Genomic DNA, 14688 nt, shown 5'->3' with positions numbered 1-14688 from the left:
TAAATGCAGGAAAACAAGACACTTTGGACAAGTGAATAAAATTGCAACCTGTCCTACTCTTTATCCAAAATTTCAGCAGTAACTAAACCTTCTGCAATTTCGCGTAAAGCCACTACAGTTGGCTTATCATTTTCCCATTCAACCATTGGTTGATCGCCCCGCACAGCAATTTGTCGTGCACGTTTGGTAGCCACCATAACTAATTCAAATCGATTTGCAACGTGCTCTAAGCAATCTTCAACTGTAACTCGTGCCATAATTCTCATTCTCCAGTAGCAAAACTTCTTATTTTACTGCGATGACATCAGGAAAGAAAGTAATTTTGATTGTTTCTTTATCTGCCGCTCGATACGTAAGCGGTTTGCAAGCACAATTGCACCTAATTCCATCGCCGCTCTTTCAAAATTATCGTTAACGATTAAATAATTAAATTCAGAATAATGACTGAGTTCATCCTGTGCTTTTTTCATTCGATCGCTAATTACTTCATCTTTATCTTGACGTCGATTCAACAACCTTTGTTTCAATTCTTCTAAGGATGGCGGCACAATGAAAATACTCACCGCATCTGGAAAAGAATGTCTGATTTGCTGCGCTCCTTGCCAATCAATATCCAAAACCACATCGATTCCTTCATGCAGACGTTTGGTAATTTGCTCCATCGACGTTCCATATAGATGATTAAAAACTCGAGCGTATTCTAAAAATGCACATTCATCAACCATACAGGTAAATTCTTTTTCATCAACAAAAAAGTAATCTTTTCCATGTTGTTCTCCTGGACGCATTGATCGTGTCGTATGTGAAATAGAGACCTCAATACTGTCAAGAGTTTCAACTAATCTTCTTACCAAACTGGTTTTGCCCCCTCCTGAAGGTGCAGCTACTATAAACAAATTACCTAAATAATCACCCACAATAGTACTCACTCAATATTTTGAATTTGCTCACGCATTTGCTCAATTAAGACTTTCATCTCAACTGCAATCTGAGTTAAAGCTACAGAATCAGATTTTGAGCTGAGCGTATTCGCCTCCCTATTTAACTCCTGCATTAAAAAATCAAGCCGTCTTCCAACTATTTTATCGCAATTTAACGCCCGGTTCACTTCATTAAGGTGAGTTTGTAATCTGTCTAATTCTTCACTGACATCAAGGCGAGTTAAAATCAAGGCTATTTCTTGCTCTATGCGTGATTCTTGCACTTCAATTTGCAATGATTGCAAGCGTGTTAACAATTTATTTTTAGCTTGTTCCACTTGCTGAGATGCTGTAGTTCGCGCGCGTTCAACTTCTCTGCCTAAATCACTTAGACGACTTTCCACATGCTCTTTTAATGCATTGCCTTCGGCAATTCGCATTTGCATTAATTGTTCAATGGTGTGTTTAAATAAAGCGATTGCCTGCTCTCCTAAAGAATCAGCATCTGGAGTGCTGACTTGAACCACGCCAGGCCAAGATAAAACCCGAGTGACGCTCAAATCATTGGTCAAACGATGTGATACGGATAACTTATCACCCAAATCTATTAATGCATCAACCATGCCTCTATTTATAAGCATAGCTTGATTATTAAAACCTGTGTCTTGGTATTTAAGTTGACATTCTAATTTTCCCCGACTTATTTTATCGCGCAATTCATTGCGCAAATGAGGCTCTATAAATCGAAAAGACTCAGGCAGACGAAATGAAACATCCAAATACCGATGATTAACTGATTTAATTTCCCAGCAAAAATGACCTTCTTCAATCTGTTTTTGCACACGGGCAAAAGCTGTCATACTTTGTAGCATATTGATACCAATAAACAAACCTTGCGCGAATATACCCCAATTTAAAGGAATTGGACAGAGAGAGGCTACTTGAAATTAACAATAAGTTTAAGATGCAACTCAAAGAGTAACACGTTATACTCTAAGATTTTAGCGAGGATTATTTCATGCGCCCCAGTAATCGTGAAGCAAACCAATTACGTCCCATTCAATTAACCCGAAACTATACAAAACACGCTGAAGGCTCTGTCCTTGTCGAGTTTGGACAAACCAAAGTGTTATGTAATGCTTCCGTTACCGAAGGAGTTCCGCGTTTTATTAAGGGAAAAAATCAAGGCTGGGTAACCGCAGAATATGGGATGTTGCCACGGGCAACACATAGTCGTACCGAACGTGAAGCAAGCAAGGGAAAGCAAGGTGGTAGAACCATGGAAATTCAACGTTTAATAGGCCGATCTTTAAGAGCTTGCGTTGATTTAAAATTCTTAGGTGAAAATACAATTACCCTGGATTGCGATGTAATTCAGGCTGATGGCGGAACAAGAACAGCAGCAATTACTGGTTCTTGTGTCGCCATGAGAGATGCAATCAGTTGGATGGTAGAACGAGAAAAAATACGTAAAATGCCTACATTTAACTATATAGCTGCCGTTTCTGTTGGACTTTATCGCGGGCAAGCTGTACTTGATTTAGATTATGCGGAAGATGTACTTGCTGAAACCGATATGAATATTGTCATGAATGAAGCAGGACATTTTATTGAGATCCAAGGCACCGCAGAAGACCGGCATTTCAATCGAGATGAGCTGAACAATATGCTTGCATTAGCTGAAATAGGTATCCCACAATTAATCGAAATCCAGAAAAAAGCATAAAGAAGTCTTAATGGAATAAAGTCTAGCGTCATCCGCCAAGTTCTAGATAAGATTTAAGCAGAGTGAGGTGAACAAGCTTGCAAGCTTGGCGGATGACTGGAGCAGTGTCGGTTTCGGAGGGACGGCTGCCCTATAAAAATGGGCTCTATTTCGCTTGAAGTTCTGATAGCTAAGCAGTTCCTGGAGCGGAGAATTTTTCAAACTTCTTAAGAGCCTGCTCGCAAGGAGCTGGCTTCTCGTCTTTATGATAAAAAAATCTTTTTAGTAATGATGGTTCTGTAATCTGTAGCATTGGCTCAGTCTTTACCTCTTCCTGATGCTTATCAAAGTTATGCCTCATCGCGTTATAATTGGGAAACAACTTAGTCAAATAAAGTTCAGCGCTACTGCTATTGTTTCTTATAAAATCGTTGACTGTTGTAAATACGCTACCCTCTGGGTACTCATGTTGCATATGCCATAGTCTTCCCCAACAAAAAGTTTTGTTATGATCATCCGCATCGGGATGATGTAACGCCTGGATGTAATAGCTAATGGCTGAAAAAGCACAGATTTCTGCATGAGCGTTAGATTGCTCTACTGGGATTGCATCTTCCTCATAAAATACAGGGATCCGTTCTTGTTGTATCAATGCGGCAGCAACCAATGCCCAAGGTGTATTCTGAGCTAATAACTCGATGATTATGAGTGCTTTTTTACGAGCATCAATTTCTATAGGAAAACTACTAAAATCTGTATACAGTATCTCCGCAAAAGAGCAGTTTTCGTCTGTTAATGGCTGTTGTATGGCGGTCAGCAATCGTTCTACAGCACGCTGTGTCGCGGCGCTACTCCCTGATTGTGCTAATAGAAAGTCATCGACATTGAAGAGGCTATCATCGAGTTGAATATTGTGTATACGAGATGGAAGGCTAATAAAAAAGTTAATTAATTCATTACTGGTTTTCTTAACAAACTCATTCCCACTTAAATCAAGCGATGACACACTGGGTGACAAAGCATTTAGAATTTTAGCAAATGTTATGCTATTGAGGTTGTTCTCACTCAAATTAAGGGAAGTTACTGTGCTTGGCAACGCTTTGATAATATTAACTAATTGTTCTTCTGTCTTGTCACCCAAAAAACTTGCACTCAAATTAAGTGAGGACACATGATTTGGCAAGACATTCAGGAGTATCATTAATTCCTCATTTGATTTTTTACTAAAGTTCCCACTTAAATCCACTGAGGACAATGTTTTTGGTAAGGCATTAAAAATCTCTAACCATTCCGAACTATTTTTATCTCTAAGATTATTGCGTCGCAAATCAAGCGAACTTAAGTTATTCGGTAATTCATTTAAAATAGCAACTAATTCGCCACTGCTTTTTTTACCGAGACCGTTGCTGCCCAACATTAGTGAGACAACACTTTTTGGCATATATTTTAACATATCGACCAATTATTGGCTGTTTTTCTCACCTAATTGATTCGAACTCAAATTAAGTGAGTTTATGTTTTTTGGTAAGGCACGTAAAATTGCAATTAAATCATCTTTAGATCTCTTATTTAGATTGTTAGAGCTTAAATTTAGTGAAGTAACACTTGAAGGCAGAGCATTAAGGATCTCAATTAATTCCGCGCTCGTCTTGTCACCAAGATCATTGTCACTTAAATCAAGAACAGCCACTTTTTTTTTCATTGCCTTAAAGATGAGGACTAATTCTTCGCTGTTTTTTTTCCCAAGGCTATTATGACTCACAGCAAGAGAAGTAACGTTATCAGGCAAAGAGCTAACAATATTGACTAACTCCGCGCACGTTTTGTTCGCAAGATCATTTCCACCTAGATGAAGCATCGTTATGCTGTTAGGCAAGGCATTGAACATAGCGATTAATCCTGTGCTTTTTACACGATTCAGTTTATTCCAACGTAAATTAAGGGTAGATAAGTGATTAGGTAGGGTTTTAAAGAGAGTACTTAATTCTGCCTCGCTTTTGTTGGCAAAGTCATTTCCACTCAAATCCAAGGTGGTGATTCTGGTGGGCAATGCGTGAAAAAGAGGGATTAACTCCTCCGTCCTTTTGCCACCAAGATTATTCCAACCCCAAACCAGCCAAGTGACTTCATTAGGAATTTCTTTAATAGCCTGCAAGCAATCTTTTTGGGATAAGCCATCCAATTTCAAGTTATGGTACATCAATCTTCTCTAGATATTTAAAACACCATTTAGGCCATACATTGTACATTATGTTGGTAACAATAAACTAATTTACGTCTTTAAAGCAACCTATTACCAGACTGAAACGCCAATAATCCTGCCTGTACAAAAAACCTTAAGGATCGTTACCTAATATTATCTTAAGAGAATAATGATATTATTTTTAATCATTAGATCCAAAAAATATACAAAATTAAATATATGCCCAAATATATGCTGCAGAGGAAAATATTATGCGTGAAAAAAATGAAACAGCTGCTTATTTGCAAGCTCTAAAAGCAAACCCAATAGATTCCTCTGATTTTATTCTTTTGACCACAGCTCTTCTAAAAAAGGAATTAGGTGGAAAAGTTAGGCAAGAAGTAGATGAAATTATGACCCACTATCTTCATCTTGAGAAGGATAAGGCCATATTAGCGATTGAAAAAATTTGTGAAACCCATCGGGAAATTAGTGAGAATCATCTGTTATCGACCACTATTGTAGAAGCAAAAAAACATGTTACAGATAACCCTATAGAAAATCAAAGTAGACGGTATTTTGAAACTAGATTTGCTACGAATCTGTTCGAATCTATGGAGGAGGAATCACCGGTTTTCTACGATGGCATGCAAAAACTTTCTGATTTGGTAAAAGAATTAAACCCAGGATTATATGATAAGGACATTGGAAAAGGTAAAGACGACGTAGCAATTACAACCATGGAGGGAGCAAAAAGTGTTGTGGGAACCATACGCGAATTAGGCGATACGACCCCAGATTTTACCTTGAAGAGAAATGCTGTTCGGCGCAATAGCCCTGCCGCTTATAAAACCAAAGACAGACTTAATGAGCCAGTGCGAGGAACAAACGAAGAAAATAATGTATTCAGTCAAAATCCAGGTATTATGAAATCCATTCATGCCATGCCATTCAATGAAAGAACCTCTGAAGAGCAAAACAGAATTGTTGATTCATATGCGTTAAACCCTGCAGTGAAGGATGGTTATTCTGCTACTAAAACCCATGTTCCATTTGTTAATTCTGTATCAGGAACAGCCTTCTCTACGGTGACTCTCGCTGGTGCTTTCATTGAAAAGCATCCTCAAGATCCTGATTTACAAGAGCATGTGGATAATATTGTCCTGACGTTTGTCGCACGAGCAGTGAATGAGGGATTCCATAGCCTGAGAGAAATAATGGATGTTTTTAAAGAACCTGCCGTTCAAAAGGTTATTAATGATCACAAACTTGAGCTGAGGATAAAATATCCCCCCGAAGTACTGAATAAGAGTTTTCAGGAGGCTGTTCAGTATTCCACTAAAGTTTGTTTGGGTCGTTGCGTGAAAGATGAGTTACAAAACATACATGAACATACAGGAAAACCCGAAGTATCAGAGAAAGGAAAACCTCATAAACCACCATTTCCTACAGAACTTGGTATTCGCGAAAACAAAGTCACAGGGCCTCGCGTAGAAGAAGCACTTAGAGAAATGGCTAAAAATAATCCACAACAAGCACTTGAATCTGCCCAAAGATTCTTAGCATGGAAAAACTATCATCATAGGAATTTTAATGTTAAAGGTATAAAAGAACTAGTAGGCGAACTCAAACCCAAAAACTCATTGTTGGATTCTTTTAAAAAGATGAAAGATGTTTTACAGACTACTAAAAAAGAAGAAATGATCAATACTGATAGTACAAGACAGGATATGAACAAGACTTTTTAGGAAGGTTCAATGAATACGTTCTGTCGAGAAAATTTCGCCAGAGCAATTATTATTCCACTCTGATTGCTAATAACATAAAAAATCACTTGTACCATTTGTAGATTTAAAATAAAGACTTATCAAAAGCAACTGCATAAGCCGTATTACGTGAAATAAGATTTTTATTAACCAGTTCTTTTAAATGTTGATCTAAAGTTTGCATTCCTTTCGCTTGCCCAGTTTGGATGGAAGAATACATTTGTGCGACTTTATCCTCTCGAATTAAGTTACGAATAGCTCCTGTGCAGATCATTATTTCTAAAGCAGCTACTCTCCCACCCCCATTTTTTTTCAACAAAGTCTGAGCAATGACAGCTTGTAGCGATTCAGACAGCATTGAACGAACCATAGCCTTTTCTTCTGCCGGAAATACGTCAATTATTCGGTTAATTGTTTTTGTTGCAGAATTAGTATGTAAGGTACCGAATACTAAATGCCCTGTTTCAGCTGCGGTCATTGCTAGACGAATCGTCTCTAAATCGCGTAATTCTCCTACCAAAATAACATCAGGATCTTCACGTAATGCGGAACGCAAAGCTGCATTAAAACTAAGCGTATCCCGATGAACTTCACGCTGATTCAATAAACATTTTTTACTTTGGTGAAGAAACTCTATAGGATCTTCAACGGTCAAAATATGATCATAACGAGTTGAGTTAATGTAATCGATCATCGCAGCTAACGTTGTACTTTTTCCTGATCCTGTAGGTCCGGTGACCAGTACTAATCCCTTAGGATAGCTTGCCATTTCTTCGAAAATAGAGGGCAACCCTAAGTCTTTCATACCTAAAATCAGAGAAGGGATAGTACGAAAAACTGCTGCGGCACCTCGTGATTGATTAAATACATTGACCCTGAAACGAGAGAGATTGGCAATTTCAAAAGAAAAATCAGTTTCTAAAAACTCTTCAAACTCTTTTCTTTGCCGATCATTCATTACATCATAAATAATTTTTATCACCTCTTTATGTTCTAGAGGAGGTAAATTGATTTTGCGTAAGTCGCCATCAACGCGAATCATTGGCGGTAATCCTGCTGACAAATGTAGATCTGAAGATTTATTTTTGACTGAAAATGCCAATAATTCTGCTATATCCATTGATTAATCTATCCTGATTCTTCATGCTTGTTACTAGATTAACTTACTAACCAGCACTCGGCAAATACTGTTTCTTTTGCTATTGTTGAAATTTTTTCATTTACTTTATTAATCATGAGCCTTCATCAAGATCTAAATCGAATACAACACTTAATCACCCAAACTGCCTTGGGTTGCGGCCGAAAACCAGAAAACATTTTATTACTTGCTGTCAGCAAACAACAAAATATTGATAAAATTCAAGAGGCTTTTCATCTGGGAGTCAAAGACTTTGGAGAAAGTTATTTCCAAGAAGCGCAAAAAAAAATATCTGCCTTAAAGAATTTACCTCTCAATTGGCATTTTATTGGCCCCATTCAGAGCAATAAAACTAAGGGTATTGCTACCCTTTTTAGTTGGATTCATAGTATAAGCCGAGTTAAAATTGCCTCTCAGCTTAATGAATATCGAACAAAAGATTTAAATCCACTTAATGTATGCATACAAATTAATTTAATCGATGAAAAATCTAAGTCGGGGATACCTCCCGAAAATGCCGCGGAGCTTGCCTTAGCTATAAGTCAATTACCTAATTTGAAGCTTCGAGGGTTAATGACTATTCCTCCTCCACTCAACGATCCACTTCTTCAATACGATGTATTTATTCGTCTTAATCAACTCATGCAACATCTTAATCAAACCCTTAATTTGAATATGGATACTTTGTCCATGGGAATGAGTGATGATTTAATTCCTGCAATCAAAGCCGGTGCTACTATAGTTCGTGTTGGTCGAGCTATTTTTGGTGAGCGACAAAAATCAAGCAACGCGGTATAATCGCAAAAAAATAAAGATCTGTTTACTCTTCTGAGACTAGTGTAGCGCTGCATGCACACAGTCTCGTGACGAACCCAACAAAAGAGAATTACAAACAGAACCAGTATAAATTAGGATGGGGGAAAATATGTCAGGTTTTAGCGCGGTAGCTTTGTTTCTTGTGTCGTTGGTTTTTTCGCTCCTTATTTTCAGCTTATGGCTCCGTATTAGTTTACGCTACTTGCGTGTCAGTGTACTACATCCAGTAAGCCAACTTATTTATAAAATTTCAGATCCAATAGTAAATCCAATTCAACAAATAACACAACAAAAACACCAGCCAGGACAGAAATACGATATTCCGGCTTTGATCACTTTAGTTGTTGTCGAGTTATTAAAAGTCATTTGCATCAGTTTACTTGCATTACATGGAATAATGCCTTTCCTCTATTTACTCATTTATATTATTGCTGATTTAATCATTCAACCGTGCGATATTCTGTTTTTTGCTATTCTCGTGCGAGCAATAATGAGCTTCGTCAATCCAGGATGGCAAGGACCAATTGCTGATTTTCTACGTATATTGACAGAACCATTATTAAAACTCGGTAGAAAATTCATTTCCAACATCGCAGGATTTGATTTTTCCCCCTTTATCATTATGATAGTGCTAAAAATCATCACTTTATTTATTAGTGCTAGCCTCCCCTGGAGATTGTTATAAAAGCATCTATACTTTATTTAAACGCTGAGGATTAGTGGGGAAAATTATGAAATTGACTCTTCACAGGTGCATGAGTTTGGGGTTATTTATTTTACCTTTTAACCTATTTGCTGACACACAGTCTTATTATTGCCCCCAAAATCACGGTTACGTTAATCTCGGAATGACACCTGATCAAGTTATTGCAGCATGTGGCCAACCCATAAGTCAACAGGAATCAAATCAACCTGTATTACAGAAAATTCCCATGCAGCAGCTTATGTATAATAATGCGGGAGCAAGTAATGCTTATTCAGGGGTATGGCAAGTTCCGGGAACAACACCTGCTGGTTCAGGTTCTGCTTACTATAACGTTTGGAGTATTCCTCAACCAAACAGTGGTGCCCAACTGGAAGTAGATGTGGTGAATCAAAAGGTCAAATACATCAAATTAAATGGTTCTAACAGTAATGCCGTTTCTATTTGTAAGGGCACTAATATTCAACCTGGTGATCCGATACAAAAAGTATATTATTCTTGTGGAAGCCCTTCAGTGACAAATAACACTTATATCAATGAAGTGGTACCAACAGCAGAAAAGCCTCAGGTTTGGATCTATCAACCGGGACAATATCAATCTGCTGTTACAATGACTTTTGTAAATGGCAAACTCTATTCCATTCAATAACAGCAAACAAAAGGTTTAAATTTAACCGCAAAACCCAATTGAAATGTTAGATTTAAAGTCCAGCTTAAATTTAACCTTTTTTACCGTAGAGAAGAATCGCTTTGGTGTACGAAAAAAATAAGATACACTCTCAAAATTTTAGCGCAAGCAACATTCATAATTAATGTTGTTTCTTTTATTTAATTTACAGAGGTAAAGCTCCAAATGACTGCAAACATTGATGAAATCACGATAGCATTTAACGACGATGGTACCGAAACGACTAAAGAACTTGATAAAAAGGTGTTAACTAAAGGAGCCTGGACTACAATTATGTTTAAATATCAAGATTGGGATAATAGCCAAAATGATTTTGGTCCAGTCAAATATTCAATCCGACGGTATCAAAAAAGAAATAATCAATACTGGCTAAAATCTAAATTCAACATATCGAGTACAGAACAAGCACAAAAAATAGTTGACATACTTAGTGATTGGCTCAAATAATTTGCATGGGAGAAAAAAATTATGGCGTTAAGCACATTTTATCCCATAAAGCTTATCCCGGCGAAGCCACGAATGTGTAGCATTTATATCTAAAAAAGCTGTTCGATAGAAAAACAAGTTAATTTTATCGAACAGAATATAAAAATAGTTTTTCTTTTGCTCAAAAAACATATTATAAATTAAGAAGCAATTAACTAAAAAATCAGATAGAAAATCATCAACTTTTATAATAGATTTCTATGCTTAGATAGTGTACTATTTTTTTAAAGCATGATGGTTTTAATTGCACATTAACTTTTTTATAAACTTTTAAGGAATAAAAATATGCTGCGCTTTTTAGGATTTTTTGCTCAACCAACCAAAATCGCAATTCAATCGGGTGCTGGTGCAATGGCTACCGCCGCTATTGCATCGGGTGCATATCAAGTGGGTACTACAGTGCAGAGTAAAGTAAAGGAAAAGTATCAGCAACTTCAAGGTGATGATTCACCACTAAAGGACTGTTATTTCCCCAAAATTGATTTTACACCACGCTAGAGCTTGTAACTATCTTTAGTAAACTTAAAAGTAAAATACTATTACCTGAAAGTAAAACGGTGTTTCATGTTGAACACCGTTATAATCATGTAAAGAAAATGAGTGTCTGTTACAGCCACTCTAAAGCAGCATGTGAGCGATCAAAGTAAGTTTGGACTAGATCGTCAGTTACCAAATCAAGACGAGCAGGATTCCATTTAGGATTCTTATCTTTATCAATTAATAAGGCCCTCACACCTTCATAAAAATCATTTCCATGCATAAAGTGACTCACGATATCATAATCCATTTGCAAACATTGCGCTAAAGTTAATCCCTTTGCTTTTTGCAATTGAGCTAAAGTGATTTTTAAACTTAGTGGAGATTTCTTTGCTAAAGTGGCCTCAACACCTTTAGCCCATTCTCCATCCTCATTTTGTAAACACTCGCGAATCTTTTCAACTGTTGGATGTGCAAAACACACATTAATTAACAGCTGATTTATCTCTTCTGCAGAAGATACCATAGTAAAATCTTGCAGACATTTATCCACACGTTCAAATGCCTCTTTTGACAAGTCTTCATTCATTAATGCGTCAAACAAAACCGGCATTTGTTCTGAAGATACTATTTTTTTGACTAAACCTGCATTCATTGCATCCATCGCGCCTAATCGATCCCCAGTCAAACCTAAATAAATACCTAAAGATCCAGGACATCGTGTCAATAAATAACTTGCTCCAATATCAGGGAAAAAGCCTATACCTGTCTCAGGCATTGCAAAAATCAAACGTTCACTTGCTATGGGATGACTGCCATGCATGGAAATTCCTACTCCCCCCCCATAACAATTCCATCAATTAAAGAAATATAAGGTTTACTAAAATGATGAATAAAGTGGTTTAATCGATATTCATGCCAAAAAAATTGCATTTGTTCTGCGTCATTTATTTGCCCAGAAGAATAAAGTGAACGTATATCTCCACCAGCACAAAAAGCATTCCCAGGCACCGCACGTACAACTACCGCATGAACAGTATCGTCTTCTTTCCAAAGACTTAATTGTCTTTGCATTTTAATGATCATGGTTAACGTCAGGGCATTCAGTGCACCAGGTCTATTTAAAGTAATAACGCCTAATGAACCCTCTTGTGTAAAAAGTACTTCATCAGCCATAATCACTTCCCTTCGAATTGTGCTACTCGTTTCTCTAAAAATGCAGTTACTCCTTCTTGCTTATCCTGGGAAGCACAGGTTTTGGCAAAATGAATTGCTTCTAAGTGTAATGCATCAACCAAAGACAAATCGTAGCCATGATCAATCACCTCCATAACCCCTGCTATCGCTAGTGGTGCCATACTTAAAATTCCCTGTAATATATTTTTTCCTTTTTCTAACAAAGCATCAGGCTCCACAACTTCGCTCACCAACCCCCACTGAAACGCTGTTTCCGCATTAATAAATCGACCTGTTAAACATAAATCTAAAGCGCGCCCTTTGCCGATTAATCGGGCTAAACGTTGTGTCCCACCATAACCAGGAATAACCCCAAGCTTTACTTCAGGTTGGCCAAATTGTGCCTTAACTGAAGCAATTCTCATTGTTGCAGAAATAGCTAACTCGCATCCACCACCAAATGCAAACCCATTTACTGCTGCTAAGGAGGGTTTTCCCAAAGTCTCCAAAAGTCTAAATACCTCTTGTCCTCGACATGCAAACTCATACCCGGTTTGCGCGGTACATTCAGCAAGTCGGTTAATGTCAGCCCCTGCACAAAAGGCTTTCCCATTACCCGTGATCATTAATGCTTTAACCTTTGAGTTCGCTCTCGCATAACCAAATGACTCCGCTAAAGCATCTAACACTTCGCTACTTAACGCATTCAATTTTTCGGGGCGATTTAAGGTTAACGTTAAAATTCCCTGATTATCCAACTCTTGTTCTATTAAATTCATCAATTCACTCCTTTTTATTAGCACAAAAAATGCTCTTCATCTAAAGTCGCTTTAGCTACAATTTCTCGCATAATTTCATTGGTGCCTTCAAGAATTTGATGAACCCGTAAATCCCTAAAGATTCGCTCAATCTGATAATCACGTAAATAGCCATACCCACCATGTATTTGCATCGCTTTATCACTAATACGAAATGCAACGTCGGTAGCAAAACGCTTAGCCATAGCGCAATACATGGGGACATTAGGCTCATTTTTGTCCATAGCATTTGCCGCCCGATAAACCATTAATCGCGCTGCTTCATAATCAGTGAGCATATCGGCAAAATAAAAACGCAATGCCTGCATTTCCGAAAGAGGTTTTCCAAATTGTTTACGCTCATGCATGTATGCCTGAGTCAATCGCAAACACGCAAGAGCACCTCCTAAGGAGCAAGATGCTATATTAATTCGACCACCATTTAATGCATTTAATGCAATTTTGAATCCCATACCTTCATCACCAACTCGGTTAGCAACGGGTACACGACAATTTTCAAAATAAACAATGCACGTAGGTTGACTACGCCACCCCATTTTGTTTTCTAATTTGCCAAAACTCAAACCGGGAGTATCTTTTTCAATAAGCAAACAACTTATTCCGTGATGCGATTCATCACCAGTACGAACCATACACAAATAAACATCACTTACTGAACCACCCGAAATAAATGCTTTTGAGCCATTGAGGACGTAATAATTTCCGTCCTTTACCGCTTTAGTTTTCAAAGAAGCAGCATCTGAACCTGATTCAGGTTCAGTTAAGCAATAACTCGCCAATACCTCCATTGAGGTTAATTTGGGTCCCCATTGCGCTCGTAAGTCAGGATGAGCATACCGATCTACTAGAGAGGTAACCATGTTGTGAATCGATAGATAAGCACTCGTGCTAATACAACCTGTTGCCAATTGTTCAAACAACAAAGCAGAATCTAAACGTGTTAATTGCGCTCCACCAATGTCCTCTCGCGCCATCATTCCCGCCATTCCTAAAGCCGCTGCTTCACGCAAGACCCCAATGGGAAAATAATCATGCTCATCCCAATTATCTGCCATAGGCGCTAATTTCTCACGAGCAAAATCAGCCGCCATCTCCCGAAAAGCCAAATGCTCGGCCGTGAATTTAAAATCCATAAAACTATCCTTAGAAAAGTGGTTTCACATGTACTATTATTGCGAATTTTTATCATCCATGAAAGATATATGTTCCAAAAATTACCCAGAACATTTTATGAGCGTGACACAATTAGTGTGGCCAAAGCTCTTCTAGGCAAATACCTCATCCATAATAAAGACGGAATAGAATATATAGGAAAAATTGTCGAAGTCGAGGCTTATTTGGGACAACACGATCTGGCGTGTCATTCCTCAAAGGGGCTGACCCCAAGAACAAAAGTGATGTTTGGCCCCGCAGGCTATGCCTATATTTATTTAATCTATGGGATGTATTATTGCACGAATGTGGTTACAGAAACTGAAGGCACAGGCTCAGCAATATTACTACGTGCCCTGGAGCCCATTAAAAACATCCAGGGAAAAACGCAAGGTCCCGGGTTATTATCAAAAGCAATGCATATTGATAAAAATTTGAATCAGCATGATCTCACGAGTGATACTTTTTATATTGCTGAATCAGATTCTCCTCAAACTTTTACACTCGTTGAAAAATCAAGAATTGGTGTTCATTATGCAAAAGATTGGGCAGAAAAATTACTCCGTTTTTATATAAAAGAGAGTGCTTTTATTTCCAAACCATGATGATATACTGCGCAGAATATCGTTGTTCCTCTTTGGCGCTTGTAATAAAAAAAAGA

At 37.8% G+C, this 14688-nt stretch carries 16 protein-coding genes and 1 pseudogene; 8 read left to right on the top strand and 9 right to left on the bottom strand.

The window, feature by feature from the left end; genetic code table 11:
* Positions 1 to 53: 53 nt before the first annotated feature.
* The 3 genes from rpoZ to EL220_RS04470 are packed head-to-tail and all read right to left on the bottom strand — an operon-like array spanning position 54 to position 1792.
* Positions 54 to 257, bottom strand: coding sequence for a DNA-directed RNA polymerase subunit omega (rpoZ, locus tag EL220_RS04480; RefSeq protein WP_027270625.1), 204 nt, complete (start codon positions 255 to 257; stop codon positions 54 to 56).
* Positions 258 to 290: 33 nt separating this feature from the next.
* Positions 291 to 920, bottom strand: a complete 630-nt coding sequence (gmk, locus tag EL220_RS04475; protein ID WP_027270624.1) for a guanylate kinase — start codon at positions 918 to 920, stop codon at positions 291 to 293.
* Positions 921 to 925: 5 nt separating this feature from the next.
* On the bottom strand, positions 926 to 1792 hold the full coding sequence (locus tag EL220_RS04470; RefSeq protein ID WP_027270623.1) for a YicC/YloC family endoribonuclease: 867 nt from the start codon (positions 1790 to 1792) through the stop codon (positions 926 to 928).
* A gap of 146 nt (positions 1793 to 1938) precedes the next feature.
* On the opposite strand from EL220_RS04470, the gene rph reads away from it, so the two are divergent.
* Positions 1939 to 2646 carry a ribonuclease PH gene (gene rph, locus EL220_RS04465; RefSeq protein WP_027270622.1) on the top strand — a complete coding sequence of 236 codons (708 nt, stop codon included), beginning with the start codon at positions 1939 to 1941 and terminating at the stop codon, positions 2644 to 2646.
* A 169-nt stretch (positions 2647 to 2815) separates the two neighbouring features.
* On the opposite strand, the gene EL220_RS18590 is transcribed toward rph, so the two are convergent.
* Together EL220_RS18590 and EL220_RS18585 are read right to left on the bottom strand one after the other, a co-directional pair.
* Positions 2816 to 4066 (bottom strand): leucine-rich repeat domain-containing protein, encoded by a 1251-nt coding sequence (locus EL220_RS18590; protein WP_232002618.1) that lies wholly within the window; start codon positions 4064 to 4066, stop codon positions 2816 to 2818.
* Between the two features lie 21 nt (positions 4067 to 4087).
* Complete coding sequence (locus tag EL220_RS18585; protein WP_232002617.1) at positions 4088 to 4825, bottom strand: leucine-rich repeat domain-containing protein; 738 nt, start codon at positions 4823 to 4825, stop codon at positions 4088 to 4090.
* A 254-nt stretch (positions 4826 to 5079) separates the two neighbouring features.
* On the opposite strand from EL220_RS18585, the gene EL220_RS04455 reads away from it, so the two are divergent.
* Positions 5080 to 6555, top strand: a complete 1476-nt coding sequence (locus tag EL220_RS04455; protein ID WP_027270621.1) for a hypothetical protein — start codon at positions 5080 to 5082, stop codon at positions 6553 to 6555.
* 103 nt (positions 6556 to 6658) lie between these two features.
* Here EL220_RS04455 and EL220_RS04450 read toward each other — a convergent pair whose 3' ends face one another.
* Positions 6659 to 7693 carry a type IV pilus twitching motility protein PilT gene (locus EL220_RS04450; RefSeq protein ID WP_027270620.1) on the bottom strand — a complete coding sequence of 345 codons (1035 nt, stop codon included), beginning with the start codon at positions 7691 to 7693 and terminating at the stop codon, positions 6659 to 6661.
* Between the two features lie 114 nt (positions 7694 to 7807).
* Here EL220_RS04450 and EL220_RS04445 point away from each other — a divergent pair, with 114 nt between their 5' ends.
* From EL220_RS04445 to EL220_RS04425, 5 genes are all read left to right on the top strand, one after another.
* Positions 7808 to 8509, top strand: coding sequence for a YggS family pyridoxal phosphate-dependent enzyme (locus EL220_RS04445; protein WP_027270619.1), 702 nt, complete (start codon positions 7808 to 7810; stop codon positions 8507 to 8509).
* 127 nt (positions 8510 to 8636) lie between these two features.
* Positions 8637 to 9212, top strand: a complete 576-nt coding sequence (locus EL220_RS04440) for a YggT family protein (protein ID WP_027270618.1) — start codon at positions 8637 to 8639, stop codon at positions 9210 to 9212.
* Between the two features lie 46 nt (positions 9213 to 9258).
* Positions 9259 to 9879 carry a DUF2845 domain-containing protein gene (locus EL220_RS04435; protein WP_027270617.1) on the top strand — a complete coding sequence of 207 codons (621 nt, stop codon included), beginning with the start codon at positions 9259 to 9261 and terminating at the stop codon, positions 9877 to 9879.
* 204 nt (positions 9880 to 10083) lie between these two features.
* Entirely contained in the window at positions 10084 to 10365 is a 282-nt protein-coding gene (locus tag EL220_RS04430; RefSeq protein WP_027270616.1) for a hypothetical protein, read from the top strand.
* 324 nt (positions 10366 to 10689) lie between these two features.
* On the top strand, positions 10690 to 10902 hold the full coding sequence (locus EL220_RS04425; RefSeq protein WP_027270615.1) for a hypothetical protein: 213 nt from the start codon (positions 10690 to 10692) through the stop codon (positions 10900 to 10902).
* A gap of 109 nt (positions 10903 to 11011) precedes the next feature.
* Here the strand turns inward: EL220_RS04425 and EL220_RS04420 are convergent.
* From EL220_RS04420 to EL220_RS04410, 3 genes and pseudogenes are all read right to left on the bottom strand, one after another.
* A pseudogene (locus tag EL220_RS04420) lies at positions 11012 to 12057 on the bottom strand (enoyl-CoA hydratase/isomerase family protein).
* A gap of 2 nt (positions 12058 to 12059) precedes the next feature.
* A complete protein-coding gene (locus EL220_RS04415; protein ID WP_027270613.1) occupies positions 12060 to 12836 on the bottom strand; it encodes an enoyl-CoA hydratase/isomerase family protein in 777 nt (258 codons plus the stop codon).
* A 17-nt stretch (positions 12837 to 12853) separates the two neighbouring features.
* Positions 12854 to 14008: an acyl-CoA dehydrogenase family protein gene (locus EL220_RS04410; RefSeq protein WP_027270612.1), complete on the bottom strand. Its 1155-nt coding sequence runs from the start codon at positions 14006 to 14008 to the stop codon at positions 12854 to 12856.
* Between the two features lie 69 nt (positions 14009 to 14077).
* On the opposite strand from EL220_RS04410, the gene EL220_RS04405 reads away from it, so the two are divergent.
* Complete coding sequence (locus tag EL220_RS04405; protein WP_027270611.1) at positions 14078 to 14632, top strand: DNA-3-methyladenine glycosylase; 555 nt, start codon at positions 14078 to 14080, stop codon at positions 14630 to 14632.
* Positions 14633 to 14688: the final 56 nt, after the last annotated feature.

Source organism: Legionella sainthelensi, from assembly GCF_900637685.1.
Taxonomy (GTDB): Bacteria; Pseudomonadota; Gammaproteobacteria; order Legionellales; family Legionellaceae; genus Legionella; species Legionella sainthelensi.
This window is presented reverse-complemented; position numbering and strand designations above follow the sequence as displayed.

What these genes read in the sequence shown, in the direction of transcription:
- EL220_RS04405 (WP_027270611.1), top strand. Translation starts at nt 14,078, where the DNA reads ATGTTCCAAAAATTACCCAGAACATTTTATGAGCGTGACACAATTAGT.
- EL220_RS18590 (WP_232002618.1), bottom strand. Translation starts at nt 4,066, where the DNA reads ATGCCAAAAAGTGTTGTCTCACTAATGTTGGGCAGCAACGGTCTCGGT.
- EL220_RS04440 (WP_027270618.1), top strand. Translation starts at nt 8,637, where the DNA reads ATGTCAGGTTTTAGCGCGGTAGCTTTGTTTCTTGTGTCGTTGGTTTTT.
- EL220_RS04450 (WP_027270620.1), bottom strand. Translation starts at nt 7,693, where the DNA reads ATGGATATAGCAGAATTATTGGCATTTTCAGTCAAAAATAAATCTTCA.
- EL220_RS04445 (WP_027270619.1), top strand. Translation starts at nt 7,808, where the DNA reads ATGAGCCTTCATCAAGATCTAAATCGAATACAACACTTAATCACCCAA.
- EL220_RS04425 (WP_027270615.1), top strand. Translation starts at nt 10,690, where the DNA reads ATGCTGCGCTTTTTAGGATTTTTTGCTCAACCAACCAAAATCGCAATT.
- EL220_RS04430 (WP_027270616.1), top strand. Translation starts at nt 10,084, where the DNA reads ATGACTGCAAACATTGATGAAATCACGATAGCATTTAACGACGATGGT.
- EL220_RS04455 (WP_027270621.1), top strand. Translation starts at nt 5,080, where the DNA reads ATGCGTGAAAAAAATGAAACAGCTGCTTATTTGCAAGCTCTAAAAGCA.
- EL220_RS04470 (WP_027270623.1), bottom strand. Translation starts at nt 1,792, where the DNA reads ATGCTACAAAGTATGACAGCTTTTGCCCGTGTGCAAAAACAGATTGAA.
- EL220_RS04410 (WP_027270612.1), bottom strand. Translation starts at nt 14,008, where the DNA reads ATGGATTTTAAATTCACGGCCGAGCATTTGGCTTTTCGGGAGATGGCG.
- rpoZ (WP_027270625.1), bottom strand. Translation starts at nt 257, where the DNA reads ATGGCACGAGTTACAGTTGAAGATTGCTTAGAGCACGTTGCAAATCGA.
- EL220_RS04415 (WP_027270613.1), bottom strand. Translation starts at nt 12,836, where the DNA reads ATGAATTTAATAGAACAAGAGTTGGATAATCAGGGAATTTTAACGTTA.
- EL220_RS18585 (WP_232002617.1), bottom strand. Translation starts at nt 4,825, where the DNA reads ATGTACCATAACTTGAAATTGGATGGCTTATCCCAAAAAGATTGCTTG.
- rph (WP_027270622.1), top strand. Translation starts at nt 1,939, where the DNA reads ATGCGCCCCAGTAATCGTGAAGCAAACCAATTACGTCCCATTCAATTA.
- EL220_RS04435 (WP_027270617.1), top strand. Translation starts at nt 9,259, where the DNA reads ATGAAATTGACTCTTCACAGGTGCATGAGTTTGGGGTTATTTATTTTA.